The 20,457-nt window shown below is 37.1% G+C and carries 16 protein-coding genes and 1 pseudogene; 11 read left to right on the top strand and 6 right to left on the bottom strand.

What is annotated here, in order from left to right:
• From AA81_RS08325 to AA81_RS08300, 6 genes and pseudogenes are all read right to left on the bottom strand, one after another.
• Positions 1–316: pseudogene (locus tag AA81_RS08325) on the bottom strand (ABC transporter permease); the annotation flags it as partial.
• A gap of 74 nt (positions 317–390) precedes the next feature.
• Entirely contained in the window at positions 391–2,154 is a 1,764-nt protein-coding gene (locus tag AA81_RS08320; protein WP_103078582.1) for an ABC transporter substrate-binding protein, read from the bottom strand.
• A gap of 18 nt (positions 2,155–2,172) precedes the next feature.
• Complete coding sequence (locus AA81_RS08315) at positions 2,173–3,381, bottom strand: ABC transporter ATP-binding protein (protein ID WP_103078581.1); 1,209 nt, start codon at positions 3,379–3,381, stop codon at positions 2,173–2,175.
• Positions 3,381–4,406, bottom strand: a complete 1,026-nt coding sequence (locus tag AA81_RS08310; RefSeq protein WP_169926298.1) for an ABC transporter ATP-binding protein — start codon at positions 4,404–4,406, stop codon at positions 3,381–3,383. The genes AA81_RS08315 and AA81_RS08310 overlap by 1 nt, the downstream gene beginning before the upstream one ends.
• A 342-nt stretch (positions 4,407–4,748) precedes the next feature.
• Positions 4,749–5,984 carry a replication-associated recombination protein A gene (locus AA81_RS08305; protein WP_103078579.1) on the bottom strand — a complete coding sequence of 412 codons (1,236 nt, stop codon included), beginning with the start codon at positions 5,982–5,984 and terminating at the stop codon, positions 4,749–4,751.
• Positions 5,959–6,900, bottom strand: coding sequence for an NAD-dependent epimerase/dehydratase family protein (locus AA81_RS08300; protein WP_103898769.1), 942 nt, complete (start codon positions 6,898–6,900; stop codon positions 5,959–5,961). The genes AA81_RS08305 and AA81_RS08300 overlap by 26 nt, the downstream gene beginning before the upstream one ends.
• A gap of 627 nt (positions 6,901–7,527) precedes the next feature.
• On the opposite strand from AA81_RS08300, the gene hflK reads away from it, so the two are divergent.
• The 11 genes from hflK to trpD form a co-directional block, all read left to right on the top strand.
• Positions 7,528–8,523, top strand: a complete 996-nt coding sequence (gene hflK, locus AA81_RS08295) for an FtsH protease activity modulator HflK (protein WP_103079258.1) — start codon at positions 7,528–7,530, stop codon at positions 8,521–8,523.
• The gene (hflC, locus tag AA81_RS08290) at positions 8,520–9,380 is read left to right on the top strand and encodes a protease modulator HflC (protein WP_103079259.1); all 861 of its coding nucleotides are present in this window, start codon (positions 8,520–8,522) and stop codon (positions 9,378–9,380) included. The genes hflK and hflC overlap by 4 nt, the downstream gene beginning before the upstream one ends.
• A complete protein-coding gene (locus AA81_RS08285) occupies positions 9,380–11,173 on the top strand; it encodes a hypothetical protein (protein ID WP_103898768.1) in 1,794 nt (597 codons plus the stop codon). The genes hflC and AA81_RS08285 overlap by 1 nt, the downstream gene beginning before the upstream one ends.
• A gap of 273 nt (positions 11,174–11,446) precedes the next feature.
• Positions 11,447–12,145 (top strand): tRNA1(Val) (adenine(37)-N6)-methyltransferase, encoded by a 699-nt coding sequence (locus AA81_RS08280; protein ID WP_103079202.1) that lies wholly within the window; start codon positions 11,447–11,449, stop codon positions 12,143–12,145.
• 265 nt (positions 12,146–12,410) lie between these two features.
• Entirely contained in the window at positions 12,411–13,403 is a 993-nt protein-coding gene (gene dprA, locus AA81_RS08275) for a DNA-processing protein DprA (RefSeq protein WP_169926342.1), read from the top strand.
• A gap of 267 nt (positions 13,404–13,670) precedes the next feature.
• Positions 13,671–15,857: a 1,4-alpha-glucan branching protein GlgB gene (gene glgB, locus AA81_RS08270; RefSeq protein ID WP_103898766.1), complete on the top strand. Its 2,187-nt coding sequence runs from the start codon at positions 13,671–13,673 to the stop codon at positions 15,855–15,857.
• Between the two features lie 406 nt (positions 15,858–16,263).
• Positions 16,264–17,274 (top strand): mannose-1-phosphate guanylyltransferase, encoded by a 1,011-nt coding sequence (locus tag AA81_RS08265; RefSeq protein WP_103079199.1) that lies wholly within the window; start codon positions 16,264–16,266, stop codon positions 17,272–17,274.
• A gap of 94 nt (positions 17,275–17,368) precedes the next feature.
• The gene (locus tag AA81_RS14235) at positions 17,369–17,542 is read left to right on the top strand and encodes a hypothetical protein (protein ID WP_169926341.1); all 174 of its coding nucleotides are present in this window, start codon (positions 17,369–17,371) and stop codon (positions 17,540–17,542) included.
• A gap of 313 nt (positions 17,543–17,855) precedes the next feature.
• Complete coding sequence (locus AA81_RS08260) at positions 17,856–19,334, top strand: anthranilate synthase component I family protein (protein ID WP_103898765.1); 1,479 nt, start codon at positions 17,856–17,858, stop codon at positions 19,332–19,334.
• A 1-nt stretch (position 19,335) separates the two neighbouring features.
• Positions 19,336–19,926, top strand: coding sequence for an anthranilate synthase component II (locus tag AA81_RS08255; protein WP_211292684.1), 591 nt, complete (start codon positions 19,336–19,338; stop codon positions 19,924–19,926).
• On the top strand, positions 19,919–20,457 hold a 539-nt coding region (trpD, locus tag AA81_RS08250; RefSeq protein ID WP_103898763.1), incomplete at its 3' end, for an anthranilate phosphoribosyltransferase. The genes AA81_RS08255 and trpD, both read left to right, overlap by 8 nt.

Raw genomic sequence — 20,457 nt, 5'->3', positions numbered from 1 at the left:
TTGTCACTCCCAATAAAAGTGTGGCTTCTAGTCTTCTTATCATCACCTCCCAAACACCTATTTTATAGACGAAAGAGTATCCCCAATCTCCTTTTAGAATGTTTCCTAGCCATATAAAATACTGAGTTACAGGATTTTTATCTAACCCATACAATGTCTCTAATTCTTGAATCTTCTCGCGACTAATATTGGGGTTTATTCTATATGTATCTAAAAAATCACCGGGAGCCAATTGCATTACAAAAAATGAGATAACCGATACTCCTAACAACACAGGTATAGCAAGAATAAGTCTTCTAACTATATACTTAAGCAAAATTGAAGCCTCCTTACTATGATTTTAAAAAGGCAGAAGGTTTCCCTTCCGCCCTTTTTTACCAAACCTAAAAATTACTGTTCTTTCCAGGCGTACTCAATTTTCCACAAACCTGGTGAGTAGGAATAACCGTAAGGGTTAATCGTTCCATACTTCTCTACAGGATACAAATGTAAGGTATTTTTATGCATGTTCAAGTAATTCTGCGAAATTGTATAAACTAAGATCTGATTCTCTGAAATCAACATTTGCCATTCGTCCCAAAGTTTTTGGAGCTCATCTTTATCTAAAATTGAACGTTGAACTCTCATAATCTCGTCAATTCTTTTTTCAGCAGGGTGTACCCAATATTCATTTGGATCAACCCATTCCATAACTTCGGGAGACCAATTCCAGAAGTGTAATCCACCATCTAATAACCAAACATTTGTACTCCATCCAGGATCGTCTCCTCCGACTAATCCAATGATAATTGCATCCCAGTTAGCTGAGTACATTCTCTGAACCATCGCATTGAACTGTATAGGTCTGTAATTAACTTTGATCCCTAGTTTTGCTAAGGAATCAACTAAAATAACAGCAATTTCGTTTCTCACCGTATTTTCTCCGTTGGTGTTCAATTCAAATTCGACGACGTTTCCATCCCAATCGACTAATTCACCTTTATCATTCCAATTGAAACCTGCTTCTCTTAGTAATCTCTGTGCTGTAACCAGAGAATATCTGAATCCCAACTCCTCGATTTCAGGGTTGTAGAAAGCAGAAGAATTAGTTCTTGGGCCATAGCAAGGTACGGCTAAACCGTTGTACAGTGTTTCTATAATAGTTTGTTTATCAAAGGCATACGCTACAGCTTTTCTGAAATTATCGTTTCTGAACCATTCTCTATGAACAGGATCAGCTGCGTTGAAATTGAAAGCCACAAAGTTTGACCCGGCGGTTGCTGGTCCTACTATTACATTCCATCCCTTCTCCTCCGCTTGAGCTCTCAAGGCTGGGAAATCCTTAGCAGCAGGACCATGCATATCTACTTCTCCTGCCTCAAATCTCAACCTTGCAACATTGGTGTCTGTCACTATTTCGAAGACAATTCTATCTAAGTAAGGAAGTTGGACACCGTCTTTTGCCTTTTCAAAGTAGTATGGGTTTCTTTCTAGAACTACCCTAACTCCTTCGGTGTACTCTGTAACTTTAAAGGGGCCAGCAACTACGAGTTGATCAACTTGTTCTACCGTCCAGGTGGATTGGAAGGTTTCGGCATCGGTTACTTTGTCCTCTAAAACGTGTTTTGGCATTATTGGGAATCCACCGACTGTTTCAAGCCCAAATCTGAATACTGTCGGATATTTGAACATGATTCTATTACCTTCGACAGTTAATTCTGGGAGATTACCTTCAGCGTCCATATAAACATCGTTACCATCTGCCGTTAAATCTGGGACTATTATCTTTTCCCATGTGAACACTACATCGTCAACGGTTAATGGATGACCATCGGACCATTTTACCCCTTCTCTCATCTCAAACCAGTAAAGTGTACCTCCATCTTCTGTACGTTCTACTCCCCAATCTTTTGCAAGTGACGGTTGTGTAGGTTGCCCATAAAAATCGCTACCAAGTAACGACACGTCACCCTGATTGATGATGATAGAAGATGATGTTTCCTGAGCCCAGTAAGTATTTAAAGTTTTTGGGCCAGAAGTTGTTGCAAGGTATAAGGTTCCTCCTCTTTGACCACCTTCCACATCGGCAATAAGCCATTCGGGGTTGTAAGCTTCTTGCGCAAAAATCGTCAAAGCGCTTAAAGCAACGACTAAAAGTACTAACAACTTTCTCATGTGAATCCCTCCTTTAAGTTATTTTACTAACTTACCCTCTTTTTCTTGTGATAAACCTCTATCTTTATTCTCTTTGTATAAGAAACAAGCAACATAATGGTTTTCGTTTATTTTATAATAGTCGGGGTAATCTTTTTTGCATATATCCATAGCATAGGGACATCTTGGGTTGAAAAAACATCCCTTCGGCCTGTTAACTGGACTTGGTACTTGACCTTTAACCAAAAACTTTTTTCTATCTCTTCGTTTTCTTGGATCTGGAAGAGGGGCGGCATTTAGCAAAGCTTGGGAATACGGATGTAATGTTCTATCAAATATTTCTGAGCCATCTCCATACTCAACTAATCTTCCAAGGTACATTACACCAACATGGTTTGAAATGAACCTAACAACCCCTAAATCATGAGAAATAAATAGATATCCAACGTTGAACTCACTCTGTAAAGACTTTAAAAGATTGATTATCTGTGCCTGTACTGAAACATCTAATGCAGAAGTAGGCTCATCCAGGATGATCAACTTTGGATCTAAAATAATCGCACGTGCGACAGCTACCCTTTGTCTTTGCCCCCCAGAAAATTGATGAGGGTATCTGTCAGCATGGTAGGGTTTCAAACCAACTTTTTTCAACATATCAAGCGCAATATTTTTTGCTTCTATTTTATTTTTTGCCATCTTGTGAAACAAAAGCGGTTCAATCAACGTTTGTCCTACCGTCATTCTTGGATTCAAAGAAGATGTAGGATCCTGAAATACTATTTGAACATTTCTTCTAAAATCCGCTCTTTTTCTATCTATATCTTTAAACATATAATCAAAAAATTTTTCCTTTCCATTATCGTAGTAATATTGGATATACTTTCTCTCTTCATCTTCAAGATTTTCAAGAACCTTCTCTTTGCTCTCTAACTCTTCTTCTAATTCATGAGCGTATTCAATGTACTCTTTTTCCAAATACTTTGCCCCAGCTCTTTTACTCATAAAATAATGAGAAGTTTCTTCTCCGTTTAAAAAAATCTTACCCGAAGTAGGATCTTCCAACCTCAAAATCGTTTTACCAATCGTTGTCTTTCCACAACCTGACTCTCCAACCAAACCATAAGTTTCATTTATATCTAAATTTAAATCGATCCCATCCACTGCTTTAATGTACCCGACCGTTCTATCTATTAAAAACCCCTGTTTAATCGGGAAATATTTTTTTAGATTACGGACTTTTAAAAGCATCAAAGAGCCTCCTTTTTATCTATCACATCGTCATAATGAAGAGGAGTAGAATCAGATAAAGGATTAAAACATCTTAGGTAATGATTTTCTTCAACTTCTTTTAACTCAGGCCATTCTTTCCTACATTTTTCAGTGGCATAGGGGCATCTTGGTAAAAAAGGACACAATGGTGGAGGATCCAGCATAACAGGAGGTTGCCCTTTTATCGGGTTCAATAGATCTACCTTTATATCGTGCCTCGGTATACAGGAAAGCAGGGCATGGGTATATGGGTGCATAGGTTTTTCAAAAAGTGTATAAATATCGGCCATTTCCATCTGTGTACCACCATACATTACGATAACCTTGTCGGCTACTTCAGCTATTACAGAGAGGTCATGGGTTATGTATATCATTCCCATATTATACTCTTGTTGCAAATCTTTCATCAACTCTAAAATTTGGGCTTGAATAGTAACATCCAAAGCGGTTGTAGGTTCATCAGCGATTAAAATTTCTGGATTACAAGAAAGGCCTATAGCTATTACTACCCTTTGCCTTTGTCCACCTGAAAGTTGGAAAGGATAGTCATCGATTCTTTCGGCTGGATTGGCAATCCCTACATCATCTAAAAGTTTTATAGCCCTTTCCCTGGCTTCTTCTATGGATACATTTTGGTGAAAAACAATGGTTTCGATCATCTGATCTGCTATTGTAAACATTGGGTTCAAAGAAGACATTGGGTCCTGAAAAACCATCCCTATATGCTTCCCTCTTATCCTTGTAAAATCTTTCTGTTTTAATTTTGCCAGATCAACGAACTCTTCCTTACCGTCTTTACTGAATTCGTTGGTTTTAAATAATATCTGACTTTCTTTGGTAATATAGCCTGGGCTTTTTATCATCCCCATTACCGATTTCATAGATACACTTTTGCCCGATCCCGTTTCTCCAACGATCCCTAAAGTTTCATTTTTACTCAAAGTAAAGGAAAGTTGATTAACAGCTTTGATCGTTCCTTCTGCTACAGGAAAGTGAGTGCTCATATTTCTAACGTCTAAGATGATATCATTCAATATATTCACCTCATAACTCAAAATTTTGCTGTCTTTAGAAGTTCTAAAGCTTGTGTTAGCGCCCCTCGGCCCCGCTCCCACCAATAAGGAAAAAACCTACTCACAACAAACTCTTAGAATTACAATATATTATTACTACTTAACTATATTCTCGATACAATTATAGTAAAGTTTACAGAGTTTGTCAAGTAGAAAAAAACTAATTAACAGTAATCTACAGGATTTATTGCCAATTATTCCCGAATAATGAAGAAAATTTCAATAATGCTAACTTTTCCAAATCTTTATGAAAAAAATTTCATGAATCGTTGTTCAATAATTTTTCTTGTCTTTCCAGAGATCTTTTAATCGTTCTTTTATACGCTTTTCAATTCCAATTTCCTTTGGCGTGAAAAATTGGGTATTTTCAAAACCTTCTGGCATGTAACTTTCCCTAACGAAACCTCCATAATCGTGAGGGTACTTGTACCCATCTCCAAAACCTTGTTTTTTCATTCTTTTGTTCAAAGGATTTATCAATTTAGATGGAACCTCGAAATTATTTTGGCTTATAAACTCTTTGGCTTTAGCGTAGGCAATGTATGCTGAATTGGATTTTGGTGATGAGCATAGATAAATTGTAGCTTCAGATAATGGAAGATAACATTCGGGGTAACCAACATGTTCAGTAGCTATCATAGCTGATACGGCTATGTTTAAGGCATTAGGATCAGCCAAACCAACATCTTCGGCAGATAAAATAACCATCCTTCTTGCTATATACATCGGGTCCTCACCGCTTTCAAGCATATAAGCAAGGTACAACAAGGCCGCATCCACATCGCTACCTCTCATACTTTTTATATATGCCGAAATGAAGCTGTATTTTGCGTTTTTATCGTAAGTTAGTCGATACCCGGTGAAATCTTTTAGAAATTCTAAGTCAATTGAATTGATCCCAGCTTCATTTGCTGTTTCTATTAAATTCATTATCCTTCGGAGATCTTTCCCAGCATATTCTATCAGTGCTTTGCGTGCCTCTTTTGAAATTTTTAAATCTTTGTAATAATCTTCTATTTGTTGGAATAATTTTTCATAATCGTCAGTAGTTAGTTCTTTAGTTTTAAAAACTAATACCCTCGATAACAAAGCAGGATTGACACTAATAGCTGGATTTTCTGTTGTCGCACCTATGAGAGTTAAGTCTCCCGTTTCAACACTTAAAAGTAAGGTATCTTGTTCGGCTTTATTCAATCGATGTATTTCGTCGACAAATAATAATTTGGGTTTTGAAAAAAGATTATCTTTTTGCTCTATTATGTCCTTAATTTTTTTCTTTCCTTCTATAGCCCCTGAAATAGAAAAAACATCGTAATAATCTTTTATTTCGTTTATTAAAGCCCTTACAATCGTAGACTTACCGCTGCCAGGTTCCCCATATATAATGAAAGATCTAACCTTTTTATTCTTTATCCAGGTTTTAAGTATTTCTTTCAACTTTTCGTTACCCAGTACCTCGTCAACCTTTTTTGGTCTAATTATCTCATAAAGAGGTTGTGTACCACTCAATAGTGTTTTCCACCCCTTTTTCTAAATCGTATTTAGGCTCCCATCCTAAAATACTCTTTGCCTTAGCATTCGAAAGTAAGCTTATCTTCACATCCCCATCTCTTTCTGGCTTATAAACCGGATTATTTTCATAGCTTGTTTTCCTTTTCATCACTTCAAAAAGATCATTTACAGTTGTCTTTTTGTTGGTTGAGATATTTATCGTCTCTTTATCCGCTTTATTTATTGATAAAAAGTTGGCTTCAACGACATCAAAAACATGTACAAAATCTCGTACCTGTTCTCCATCACCGTAAATAACTATCTCTTTTTTCTCAACCATATTTTGAGTAAAGATTGCCACTACCCCTGCTTCTCCTTTAGGAGTTTGTTTTGGGCCATATACGTTCGCATATCTCAATGTAGTGTAATTCAGATCATATTGGAGTGAAAAAAACTCTATGTATTTTTCGCAAGCAAGTTTTGAAATAGCATAAGGGCTAATAGGATGTGGGCAGTAATCTTCTGAAGTGGGAATAGGAGCGTTATCACCGTAAATAGCTCCTCCTGTAGAAGAAAATACGAACTTTTTAATCCCATACTTAACGGATAATTTCAATAAATTCAAAGTACCCATCACATTAATTTCCGCGTCCCAGTTTGGGTCTTTAACAGAATCGGGAACAGAGATCTGTGCCGCTAAATGAAAAACATAATCAAACTTGTGTGTTTCAAATATTTTCTCCAAAACATTATAATCTCTAATATCTTGTTGGTAAAAAAGAGGCAAAGGTGACAAGAATTCTACATTTCCTGTGGAAAGATTATCGATAACAATTACGGAATGGCCTTCTTTTATCAATCTGTCAACTAAGTTTGAACCTATGAAACCCGCACCGCCAGTAACGAGGATTCGATATTTGTTTTTATCAACCATATTTTACCTCCAAAAGTGATAATGATTTAGCGCCCTTTCACCCCGCAGCCCGCCCATGAGCTTTAAGGGGCTTTGCCCCTTAAGATCCCCAAAATCAAAGTTCGTTTTAAAAAAATTTTTTGCACAAGGCTGCAAAAGGGCTTCGCCCTGTGACTCTCTCAAAAACTTATTTTTGAGAATTTATTGTCGCTCCCCACCCTCTAAGGAAGGGATTTTTCCCCCTTTCACCCTGCAGCCCGCCAGGTCCCACCCTATAACATGTTTCTTCCTCATCAGAAAGAGGATCTTTGGTCGCTTAGATTCCTCCTGCCTACCCATAAAGAAGGAAAAAGAACTTGATACTGTGCCCTCTGTTATATTTATTATAACACCATATTTCTTTTAATGTATTTTTCAATATAAAATAGATTAGATTAAAAAATCTGCTAACATATGGGACTTTTATGTTATAATTAATTTTAAGCCTTTTGAACCTTCCCCAAATTTTAGAAACTGTGGGTAGGCTCTATGGCAAAGCCTTTCCTCAGCTAGGTTGAGTCCCACAGATTCCTACCTTAGAAGGGCGGGCTGCGGGGCGAAGGGGCGCTAATACCAGGTATTTCAAACTTTTAAGAGAGGTGAGTAATTTTGGCTGAATATGAAATCTTCAATCCCAACGAAGAATTTAACGATGAAGGTAACAATCATGAAGGTCATAGATGGCGCAATATAATCATTATTGCTGTTATCATAGCGATTGGCATCTACCTTTTAACAGGTGTTTATCAGGTAGGACCTTCTGAAGTAGCATTAGTTAAAACGTTCGGTGAATACAAATCTACCGCAGGACCAGGCATACACGTTCATCTACCCTACCCTTTTCAATCACATGTTATAGTGGATGTAAGAACAATAAATAAGGTTGAACTAGGTTTTAGAACCACCAGCACGGGAAGAACCCCCACATACAGATCAGTAACGGATGAAGCAGAGATGATTACAGGGGATCAAAATATAATTAGTATTGAAGCGGTTGTTCAGTATAGGGTAAACGATCCTGTGGCGTATGCCTTTAATGTAATTCAGGGGTACGACCTAGTTAAATCCACCTCTGAAAGTGTACTTAGAGAACGTGTTGCTCTGTCAGAGTTAGAAAACGTCTTGACTACAGAGAGAGATCAAATAGCCATGGAAACCGCTGAAAGAGTTCAGTCCATACTAGACAGTTACAACTCTGGCATTCTAATACAAAACGTTTATCTACAAGCAGTAACCCCACCAGAACCAGTGGTTCCTGCTTTCGATGATGTGAACAACGCACGTCAAGACCAACAAACATCTATAAACGAAGCACAAAGGTACGCCAATGACATTATTCCAAAAGCTGAAGGAGAAGCTCAAAGAATCTTAAACGACGCCCAGGCTTATGCATATGAACAAGTTGCAAAGGCAACAGGAGAAGCGGAAAGGTTCAAAGCATTATTGGAAGAATACCAAAACTCCCAAGATATTACAAGAAAAAGATTAATATTAGACTCTGTACAACAAATGATTAAAAATGCAAAGATACAAGTAGTATCTGAAGAAGGAAACACCTTGAACTTTTTGGATTTAAGTGAAATTATCGGTGGTGATGCACAATGAAAAATATGACGCTATGGGCAGTGGTTATAATCGTAGTTTTTTTTGTAATTCTCTTTGGTTTTACGTCTTTCTACATCGTTGATCAAACTCAACAGGCAATAGTACTTAGATTTGGAAATATTTTAAACATAAGAACGGAACCAGGAATTTATGTAAAAACTCCTTTTATAGACAACGTAGTTAAACTCGAGAAAAGGATCATGATCTATGACATACCCGTAGAAAGAGTAATAACTTCCGACAGAAGAACTATTTTAGCCGATACATATGCAATTTGGAGGATAGAAGATCCTCAAAAGTTTATTGAAACACTGAGGACCGTAGAAGTTGCGAAGACAAGAATCGACGACATCGTTTATTCACATGCAAGAGATGTTATTGGAAATTACACATTCCCTGAGGTTCTTTCAATCGAAAGGCTTGCAATCTTGGAAGAGATAAAAAATCGTAGTGAGGCATCACTTGAAGATTTTGGAATAAATGTAGTGGACGTAAGGCTCAAAAGAACCGATCTACCTCAAGAGAACACTGAGGCCGTATACGAAAGAATGAAAAGTGAAAGGTATGCCATGGCTGCTCAATTAAGGGCCGAAGGAGAAAGAGAAGCCCAAAGAATGCAAGCTGAAGCAGACAGACAAGCAAGTAGAATCAGGTCAGATGCCCAAAGAGAAGCTGATATTATAAGAGGAACAGGTGAGGCAAGCGCAATAAACATTTACTCAGAAGCTTATTCCTTGGATCAAGATTTCTACGAACTCCAAAAGATAACAGATATTTACAAAGATTCTTTCAACAACAGCGTATTAGTAATACCCAACGATTCACCTTTACTTGAACTTTTCTATGAGGTGGAATAGTGTTTAAGCTAGTTTCTAAGATAGTATTATTCTCGATGTTAATAATATTACTCTCTGGCTGTCAATATGATATTAATTCTAATGTTAATTTTGAAATCGAAATTCCAACCAAAATTTCGCCAAATATCTCGTTAACCATAAAAACAAACTTTTACTATGAAAACGTGGAAATAATTATCGATGGGGAGGAGACTTCCTCTTCTTCCTTCCATATGCGTGGGGAGCGGGGCGAAGGGGCGCTAACAAAGAGCCTTTTCCTCACGGGCGGGCTGCGGGGCGAAGGGACGCTATCCAACATCAGCGATGGCCTCCACACAATCAATATCAAATTTTTAGATGACAAAAATAGAATTATCACTGAATATGCCACAAACATAACTTTTGATTCCACTCCACCAAAACCATCATATTTCAACCAAGAACTCTCAGCAGGCAATTTAAATTTAGAATACAAAGTAGATGAAGAAGACTTTTCTATAGTCTCCTTATACTACAACGAAACAGAATTAGCCTCTTCGACTTTGTTACAAGACAGTTTCTCAATAAAAATGACCAAAAATTCCGGAATTAAAAATTACATTCTACAGTTCAAAGATGATGTCGAAAACACTTACAATCACAAGATCGAAATAAATACGGATATTGACAAACCTCCGGTTATAGATTCAGATATTATAAGGGTTAATCTTTTTTCAGAAATCGACATGAAGATTTCTGACGACTGGGATGATAACTTTTTGGTTCTCATAGACGATGGAAATGAGATTAAATACCCATCAGACTTGTTACTAAAGCCAACAACCATTGCAACTATGATTGTTTTTGATTCAAACAAAAATAAAACCGAAAAATTTGTAAATTTAAACGTTGACAATCAAATCCCTACCCCACCTGAAATTACGGCACGGCTAATCTCTGAAGATTTGGATTACATATCTTGGCGATTTGATCCCAACTATCAAAATTACGTTGTTGAAAGATATGATGAAATATTTGGGTGGAAAAAAGTTTTTGAATTAAAAAATACATTCCTTGAAAACCCAAATTATGATATTATTTTTGTAAGAAAAGTTACCAACAATGGAACATACGGTTTCCCTTCGGATCCGGTAATCACTCTCTCAGAGGCTCTTGTTCCATATGCCTCTGGTACGATAAGCAAAATAGATAAAAACCTTTTCTTGCCACAAATTAACACGCCTTTTGTTATAGATACTGATATACTCATCCCAGAAGGAAAAACATTTTTGGTTGAATCTGGAAACCAAATCAGATTATATAACGGTGCCACCGCGGTTGTTGAAGGACTAATGTTTTTAATGCCAGGATTTGATAAAACTCATATATTTGGAGAAGGGGAAATAGCACTCAACGGTGGAACCATAATCTCTTATGACACAGACTTTGAAAACATCAAATTTACAGGCAAAGGAAAATTATTATTTCTTAAAAACTCAAACCTTGATAATTACAGTTCAATTGACATACAAAGTATAGGAAGAATTTGTCTTTACGACTCATCAATATCCGACTATGTTAAAATAACGAACTCATCAGGTGTTTATATCGATAATACCTACTTAAAAGAAATATTGTTGAATAACGTAGCGGAATCTTTATTCAAAAACTCAACAATAGATCTTTTTAACTCTTCTATAAACAGCAGAACAATAATGGAAACTTCTACTATAAAATTAATGAACATTGAAACATTCTCATTCATGAACAGCATTGATTCTAAAATAGAAAGACTAAATGTGGGAGAATATTCAATATTCCTTCAAAAGGAATAAAAGGGTTGGCTGTGGGATGAAAGGGTAAAAACTCTTTTCCTTATGGGTGGGCTGCGGGGCAAAGGGGCGCAAATAACGACTAAGCGCAGCTCACAAAAAATCATTTCTCAAAAATAAGAATTTGATTCTAAAGGGTCACAGGGCGAAGCCCTTCTCGAACCAGTTGGGCAAAGGGACCACAAATTCCCTTCTTTAGATAAGCGAGGAGCGGGATCTAAGGGACCGCAGGTCCTTCCTAAAAAGGGTGGGCTGCGGGGCAAAGGGGCGCTAACAATGGACACAACCACCAAAATCCATCAAATAGACCAAATTTACAGATCACTAAAACTAAAAACCCCAAACAAACATCATCTCCCAACACACGCAAGTGTACTATTATTATCCACTCATCCAGCTAAAGACAAATCGACCATTGTCGAACTCGGAAGTGGCATAGGGCACGTCAGTCTCGTAATTGGGAAAATGTTGAAAAATAGCAAAATCATAGGCATAGAAATACAAAAAGATCTATATGAATTCTCTTTGCAAAACAAAGAAATAAACGAAATAAACAACGTAGAATTCCTCAATATAGAAGTAAACAACGTCAAAAACCATTTTGACACTGAATCTGTAGACTATGTAATTTCAAATCCTCCACACTACTTTGATGGATTAAAAAGTCAAATCAGCGATAGAAAAATCGCCAGATCAGCTGAAGATTTAAAGGTATTAGAAGACTTCTTATATGCTTCAAAATATCTTTTAAAAAACAAAGGTTTGGGCTGTTTTATAATTCATCCTTACGTTCTTTCAGACGTATTAATAGTATTAGAAAAGAATAATTTGGAACCTCAACACATATATATCGCCTACGGAAACAAAGAAAAAGACGCCCAACTAATCTCTTTGACATTCAGAAAAAACGGAGGTAGGAATCTGCTCATTCACCCTCCAATCTTCTTCTCCGAATGGGGTAGGGAGCAGGGCTAAGGGCTAACTGTGGGGTGGGCTGCGGGGCGAAGGGGCGCAAATAAAGACTAAGCGCAGCTTACAATAAAAATCATCTCCCGAAAGTAAGAAAGGGGCGCAAGGGCAAAGCCCTCATCCCATCAGAATTTAAGAGACCGCAGGTCCCTCCCTTAATATTGGAGAAGTTGGATATAAAGGACCGAAGGTCCTTCCTTAGATGGGTGGGAAGCGGGGAAAGGGCGCTAAATATACCAAGTCTCATCAAAGAAGGAGGCTTTCACAACTATTGAACATACTAGACATCATAACCCTCAAAGAAGTATATAAAAAATCCAACAAAGAACTCTTAGAATACACAGAAACAGACACATCACCCACATTATTCAAAGAAGAATTCGAAGAAAACAAAAGAAAAATCGTTCAAAGCTTAGACAAAATAAAAGATTTAGGCATAATCACTTATTGGGACGAAGAATATCCAGATCTATTAAAAAACATCAATGACCCTCCAGTAATTCTTTACTATTTCGGTGATCCAACACTTTTAAAAAATAAAACGGTCTCGATTGTTGGAACAAGAAAAGCCACAGATTATGGAAAATCTATATGTATTGAAATTGCCAAAACCTTGAGCAGATACACCGTCGTAAGTGGAATGGCATATGGAATAGATTCGATAGCCCAAAGGAACGCCAAAAAAACGATCGCCGTTCTCGGTAACGGGGTAGACATAATATACCCAAAATCAAACGAATCACTCTACAACAAAATAAAAGAAGAAGGACTAATAATATCAGAATATTTTCCAGGTACCAGGGCAACAAAGTACACATTCCCCTACAGAAACCGTATAATTGCAGCTCTATCTGAAAAAACCATAGTCATTGAAGCCGCTAAAAAAAGTGGATCATTGATAACCGCAAGATACGCACTCGATTACGGAAGAGAAGTATTAGCCGTACCAGGGGATATAACAAGGTTAAATTCATACGGGACTAATTATCTAATCTACTCTGGCGCCACCCCCATAATCTCTTTACAACACCTTAAAGAGTTATTTGGAATAACTAACTTAGAACAGGAAAGTTCCTCTGAAAATCCTGAAGAAATGGAGGTAAAAGAAAAAATACTAAAACTAATAAACGAAGGCAAGAATAACTTAGACTCACTATGTGAAACCTTAAAAGAAGACGTCTCAACAATATTATCCACTATAATGCAACTAGAAATAGACGGGAAACTCTCCCAAGAAAACGGTACATACTTTACCATAAATTAAATAAAACTTTCAAAAATTATGGATCACGGGGCAAATCGCTTTTCCCTTCCTTAGATGGGTGGGCTGTGGGGCGAAGGGGCGAAAATAATGACTAAGCGCAGCTTACAAAAAAACTTATAATCAATCAACTCACAAAAAACGCTCCACTTTTAAAAAGGTCCCAGGGCGAAGCCCTCATCCCAGCAGAGTTTAAGGGACCGCAGGTCCCTTCCTAAAAAGGGTGGGCTGTGGGGCGAAGGGGCGCTAACAAAAAGGAGGTGGCAACACATGCCAATACTAACGGAAAAAGAAATAAATATGCTTGTTAATGCCGAGTGTCATGACCCCTTTATCTATCTAGGCTTAAGAGAACTCGACAAAGAAAACTTAGTCATAAGGGTTCTACAACCCTTTGCAAAAGAAGCATATCTGATTTCTAAAAAAACCACAATCAAACTCGATAAAATCCATGAAGCTGGACTCTTCGAAAAAAAGATCCCAGGATCCCAAATATTTGAATACGAAATAAAATGCACAGACTACAACGACAACACCTGGACCTACAAAGACCCCTACTCTTTTTTGCCGGTTATATCTGAATACGACAGATATCTCTTCAACGAAGGAAACCATTACAAAATATACGAAAAACTAGGTGCACATCCAATGAAAATAAACGGAACCGAAGGGGTTTTATTCTCAACGTGGGCACCAAACGCTAAAAGAGTCAGCGTGGTTGGAAATTTCAACAATTGGGATGGAAGAATTCATCAAATGAGGGTCTTAGGTCAATCAGGAATATGGGAACTCTTCGTTCCCGGTGTTGTTGAAGGAGACTTATACAAATTTGAAATCAAAACTCAAAATGGAGACCTCTTACTAAAAACAGACCCTTACGGAACTTATTTTGAAGTAAGGCCCAAAACAGCCGCCATTGTATACGACATACAAAACAAACACACATGGAACGATTCCAAATGGATAGAAGAAAGAAAAAATAAAAATTGGATAAAAGAGCCAATGTCAATCTATGAAGTCCATTTAGGCTCCTGGGCGAAAAAAGAAGGAAATCAATTTCTAAATTATAGGGAACTAGCAGAAAAGCTTTCAGCATACCTTAAAGAAAACCATTTTACCCACATAGAACTATTACCTGTAAGCGAACACCCCTTGGACATCTCTTGGGGATACCAGGTAACAGGTTACTATGCTCCAACAAGTAGGTTTGGAAAGCCGGAAGATTTCATGTACTTTGTCGATAAAATGCACCAAGAAGGTATAGGTGTCATCGTTGACTGGGTGCCTGGACACTTTCCAAAGGACGCGCATGCTTTGGGAAGATTCGATGGCACGGCTCTTTATGAACACCTTGACAGCAGATTAGGAGAACATAAAGACTGGGGAACTTACATATTCAATTACGGAAGAACTGAAGTTAAAAACTTCCTATTGGCAAACGCTTTATTTTGGTTGGATAAATACCACATCGATGGATTAAGGGTAGACGCCGTAGCTTCAATGTTATACTTAGACTACAGCAGACAAGATGGAGAATGGATTCCCAACAAATACGGCGGAAGAGAAAATCTTGAAGCTATTGATTTTATCAAGCATCTTAACACCATTACCTATCAATACTTCCCAGGAATTGTAACCATTGCAGAAGAATCTACGGCATTTCCCGGGGTAACTACGCCGGTTCATGAGGGAGGTTTGGGCTTTGCATTCAAATGGAACATGGGCTGGATGAATGACACACTCAGATACTTTAGCAAAGACCCGATATTTAGAAGATACCACCAAAATGACCTTACCTTCTCCCTAGTATACGCTTTTTCTGAAAATTTTATCTTATCTATTTCTCACGATGAAGTCGTACATGGCAAAAGGTCCCTTTTGGAAAAAATGCCAGGTGATGATTGGCAAAAGTTTGCTAATTTAAGGCTCTTTTACTCCTACATGTTTGCCCATCCCGGAAAAAATTTACTCTTTATGGGAAGTGAAATAGCCCAAAGAAAAGAATGGAACTGTTCCCATAGTTTAGACTGGCACCTATTACAATACGAACCTCATAAAAAAACGCAACTATTTTTAAAGGATTTAAATATGCTGTACAAAAATCATCCCGCATTATTTGAAATTGATCACCGTTACGAAGGTTTCGAATGGATAGATTTCAACGATGCAGACAACAGTGTAATATCCTTTATAAGAAAATCAGAAAATGAAGATGAAATCATCGTTTGTGTCTTCAATTTCACACCAGTGCCAAGGGATAACTATAGGATAGGCGTACCAAAAAAAGGAGTATACCAAGAAATACTCAATACCGACTGGGCACAATACTACGGAAGCGGAGTAGACAACCCAAAAGAAGTATACTCCCAAGACATACCCATGCACGGAAGAGAACAATCCATAATACTCACACTACCACCTCTAGGTGGACTATATTTCAAATTCCTAATAAAATAAAGGTCCCTTCCTTATGGACGGAATGGTGCGAATTCCTATCCTCCTTCCTTAAACGGGTGCGGAGCGGGGGTAGGGTGCTAACAAAGATCCTTTTCCTCACGGGTGAAAAACAGGGTCTAAGGGACCGTAGGTCCCTCTTCCTCATGGGCGGGCTGCGGGGCGAAGGGGCGCAAATAACGACTAAGCGCAGCTCACAAAAAACACTCTACTTTTAAAAGGGTTACAGGGCGAAGCCCTTTTACAGCTTTGTGCAAAAAGCTTTTTCATAATAAACTTTGATTTTGAACTTGGGGATCTTAAGGGGGTTACCCCTTAATATTTGGGTTTAAGGGACCGCAGGTCCCTTCCTAAAAAGGGTGGGCTGCGGGGCGAAGGGGGCGCTAAAAGCTACAAGGGGAGGTTAATTATGAAAGCAATAATCCTTGCAGGAGGCTCAGGAGAAAGATTCTGGCCTCTATCAAACTCAAAAACACCAAAACAATTCCTAAAACTTTTCTCAGACAAAACCCTCATAAGAGAAACCTATGAAAGAATGTGCTACAAAATGGAGCCCAAAGACATCTTTATCATCACATCAGAAAAATATCAACAACTAACGATGAAAGAAATTCCAGAAATACCTAAAGAAAACATCATCTTAGAACCAATTCCAAGAAACACCGCACCAGCTTGTATGATAGGAACTCTAACAGCCCAAGATGATGAGATTGTAACAATACTCCCTGCCGACCATTACATACCTGACAAATCAAAATTTTGGGACACTCTATCAAAGGCAATACAAGGCGCACAAGAACTCGATGGACTATTTACCTTAGGTATTACTCCAACCAGACCAGAAACTGGTTACGGGTATATAGAAGCAGGAAAACCAATAAACAACTCAACTTACAAAGTCAATTCATTCAAAGAAAAACCAGACCCTGAAAAAGCTAGAACCTTTCTATCAAAAGGCAACTTCTATTGGAACAGCGGGATCTTTGTATGGGAAAAAAGCATATTTTTAGAACAAATGAAAAAACATTCTTCTGATATTTATAACAAACTCATAAACATCTCTCCATGGGACACAGAGAACTTAAGAAAAATCATGCCCACTGTCGAAAAAATAAGCATTGATTACGCCCTATTAGAGCGATCTGATAAAGTCTATGTAGTTAAAGCAGATTTCGTATGGTCTGATGTAGGAAACTGGGTATCAGTAAGGGAACTGCAAGGATACTCAGACAACAACGAAAACGTTGAAGTCATAAATGGGAGAAATGTGTTCGTTAAATCCGATAAATTTGTAGGAATAGTTGGATTATCAAATATTATAGTCATTGAAGGAGAAAACGGTATCTTAATCACAAAAGAAGAACACTCACAAGACGTAAGAAAAATATCAGAAAAATTGAAAAAAATGGGGAAATTTTAAAAATAATGAGGGACTCCAGAACGAAGCCCTTTTACTTGACTTTAGAGGGGTAGAGGAATGGTACAAGAAGTTAGAAGAAATGAAGGTACCAAGTATGTTTGACACATTAGAAAAGATAACAAAAAGAGGCAGAGAAAAAGCTAAATTAGAAGATGAAAGAAAAGGGAAACTTGAAAGTGAAAGAGAATTAATCATAGAAATTCTAAACCAAAGATTTGGAGAACACTTTGATAAAAGATTAGAAGAAAAGATCACACACCTCACTTGACAAGGTTAAAAAAGTATGTTATACTGAGATTAAATTGATATTAATGGGGTAATAGCATGTTAGATCAAGAAAATCTTTTTTTAAAAACACTCAAGTTAAAAAACAATACAATAAATATAATTAATTGGTGGTGGCATCTCGGATAGGGGTGCCTCTATGAATCTGCCTAGAAAGTAATCAAAGGGCATCCCTGAAGGGATGCCCTTTTTTAATTTAGGAGGTCTTTTTCCTATTAAAAAAGGGATAAAGGACCTCCTTTTATTTTTTTAAAGGCACAAACTAAGTAAAAATTAAGGTTGAGAAGGAGGGGAATATGTATACAAAAAAGTCTGTAATAAATCAATCAATTTTACCAATTATAGAAAAAATAAACGTTGAAAATCCTGATTCGATGGTAATTTATAAAAAAATTGCTTTAAATAATCCATATTCGTTTATACTAGAAAATCTTTCGATCAACGAAAAAAAGTATTCCTTAATAGGATTAACTCCATTGAAAGTCGTGAAATTAAATTATCTAACCAAGAAGAAAACGAGACTTAATTTTATTGAAAAAGACAAAAATCTTCTTTATGAAAATACAGATTACATATCTTTCTTAAAGGAACAGTTAGAAAGTATTCAGTATGAAAGTATTCCAAATATCCCAGATTTATTTGCAAGTTTTGTCGGATACTTCGGTTATGAGATTATTTCTATTTGGGAAGATATATACCATAATGAAATGGATAAAGATCTCAAACATGGAGATTTACCACTATCTATATTAGTGTTTCCAAGAATCTCGTTGATATTAGATCAAAGTGAAGAGGTGGGATATTTGGTTAATGTTGTCGATAACAGGTCAGAAGAAGATGTAGAAAGTCGAATTTCTTTGGCTAAACATGAAAATAATCAGATATTAAAAGATTTAGAAAAAATTTCTACTCAAAAGGAAGAAGAAAGAAACAATAATCAAGTCAAATTGAAGATCAAACACCACACAAGTAAAGAAGAATTTATTGAAAAAGTAGAAAAAACAAAAAATTATATAAACGCTGGTGAGGCTTTTCAAATCGTCTTATCTCAAAGGTTTTCTTGCAAAATAACGCAACATCCTTTTGAAATATACGAAAATCTTAGAAGAATAAACCCTTCACCTTACATGTTTTATCTAAATTTTTCAGAGGCAACCATTATTGGCTCTTCTCCAGAAATGCTCGTAAAAGTTGAAGGGCAAAGAGTAATCACCAGGCCTCTTGCCGGTACAAGAAAGAGGGGGGAAACTCCCCAAGCAGATGAAGCTATAGAAAAAGAACTCTTAAGTGATGAGAAAGAAAGGGCAGAACACATAATGCTGGTTGATCTTGCGAGGAACGATTTAGGCAGGGTATGTAAAGAAGGAAGTGTTAAGGTTACAAAATTTTTTGGTATTGAAAAATACTCACATGTGATGCACATCTATTCGCAAGTTGAAGGTTTAAAAAAGGATTATTTAAACTCACTTGATGTATTGAAATCTTTGTTCCCAGCGGGGACTGTATCAGGAGCACCAAAGATTAGGGCAATTGAAATAATTGATGAATTAGAAGACGAACCAAGAGAAATCTATGCCGGTGTAGTTGGTTACATTGATACAAAAGGAAATTTAGATACAAGTATCGCAATCAGGACGATGGTATGCAAAGAAAATGAAGTAAGGATACAAGCTGGTGCTGGGATAGTATCTTATTCCATCGGTGAAAATGAGTATTATGAAACAGTCAACAAAGCAATGGCGATGTTCAAATCTTTAGAAAAGGGGGATTGTTGAGATGATTCTTTTGATAGACAATTACGACTCATTCACCTACAACATCTATCAAACAGCATGTGAGTTCGATGATGTTTTGGTCTATAGAAACGACAAAGTAACTGTAAAAGATATTGAAATGCTCAAGCCTTCTCACATAATAATTTCTCCGGGACCAGGTGTTCCCAAGGATGCAGGAATTTCCATTGAAATTATTAAACACTTCAAGGGGGTAATGCCAATTCTTGGAATCTGTTTAGGCCATCAGTGTATTGCGGAGGCTTTCAATGGAAAGGTTGTCAGAGCAAAAGAGATATTCCATGGAAAGACTTCAAAGATATATATCAAAGAAAAGAAGGATATATTTCAAGGTATAGATAGCCCCTTTGAAGCTACCAGATACCATTCACTTATCGTGTCAAACGAGATGTTCCCGAAAGAATTAAAAATAACGGCATCTACACAAAACGGAGAGATCATGGCCTTAAGGCACATTAGTTACCAAATATATGGCGTACAATTCCATCCAGAATCTATATTAACAACAGTGGGACCGAAATTGATAGAGAATTTTGTAAATATTAAAGTTGAAAGAGGTGTCAGTTATGTTTAATTACTATCTTCAAAAAGTTGTAAAAGGTGAAAATTTGAGCTTGGGCGAGATGGAACAGGCGATGGAGATGATTATGGAAGGTAAAGTAACTCATAGTCAACTTTCTGGTTTTTTAGTTGCTCTGCATATGAAAGGAGAAACGGTGGAAGAAATCACAGCAAGTGCAAAAGTTATGAAAGAAAAAGCAACACCAATAAGTATTGAAAGCGGCGAACTTATGGATATCTGTGGAACAGGTGGAGATGCTAAGGGAACCTTCAACATTTCTACCGCTGTAGCCTTTATCTTGGCAGCAGCTGGGGTGGCTGTTGCAAAACACGGTAACAGATCTGTATCAAGTAAAAGTGGGAGCGCTGATGTTTTAGAATCTCTCGGAGTCAATATATCATTACCCCCTTCTTCAATTGAAAGATGTTTGAAAGAGATAAATATAGCCTTTCTTTTTGCTCAAGATTTTCATAAAGCTACTAAACATGCTGCTGTACCAAGAAAAGAATTAGGAATAAGAACCATTTTTAACGTATTAGGACC

It is taken from the genome of Petrotoga halophila DSM 16923 (assembly GCF_002924615.1).
Note: the sequence above shows the minus strand (reverse complement) of the source record. Positions and strands in the feature narration are given on the sequence as shown.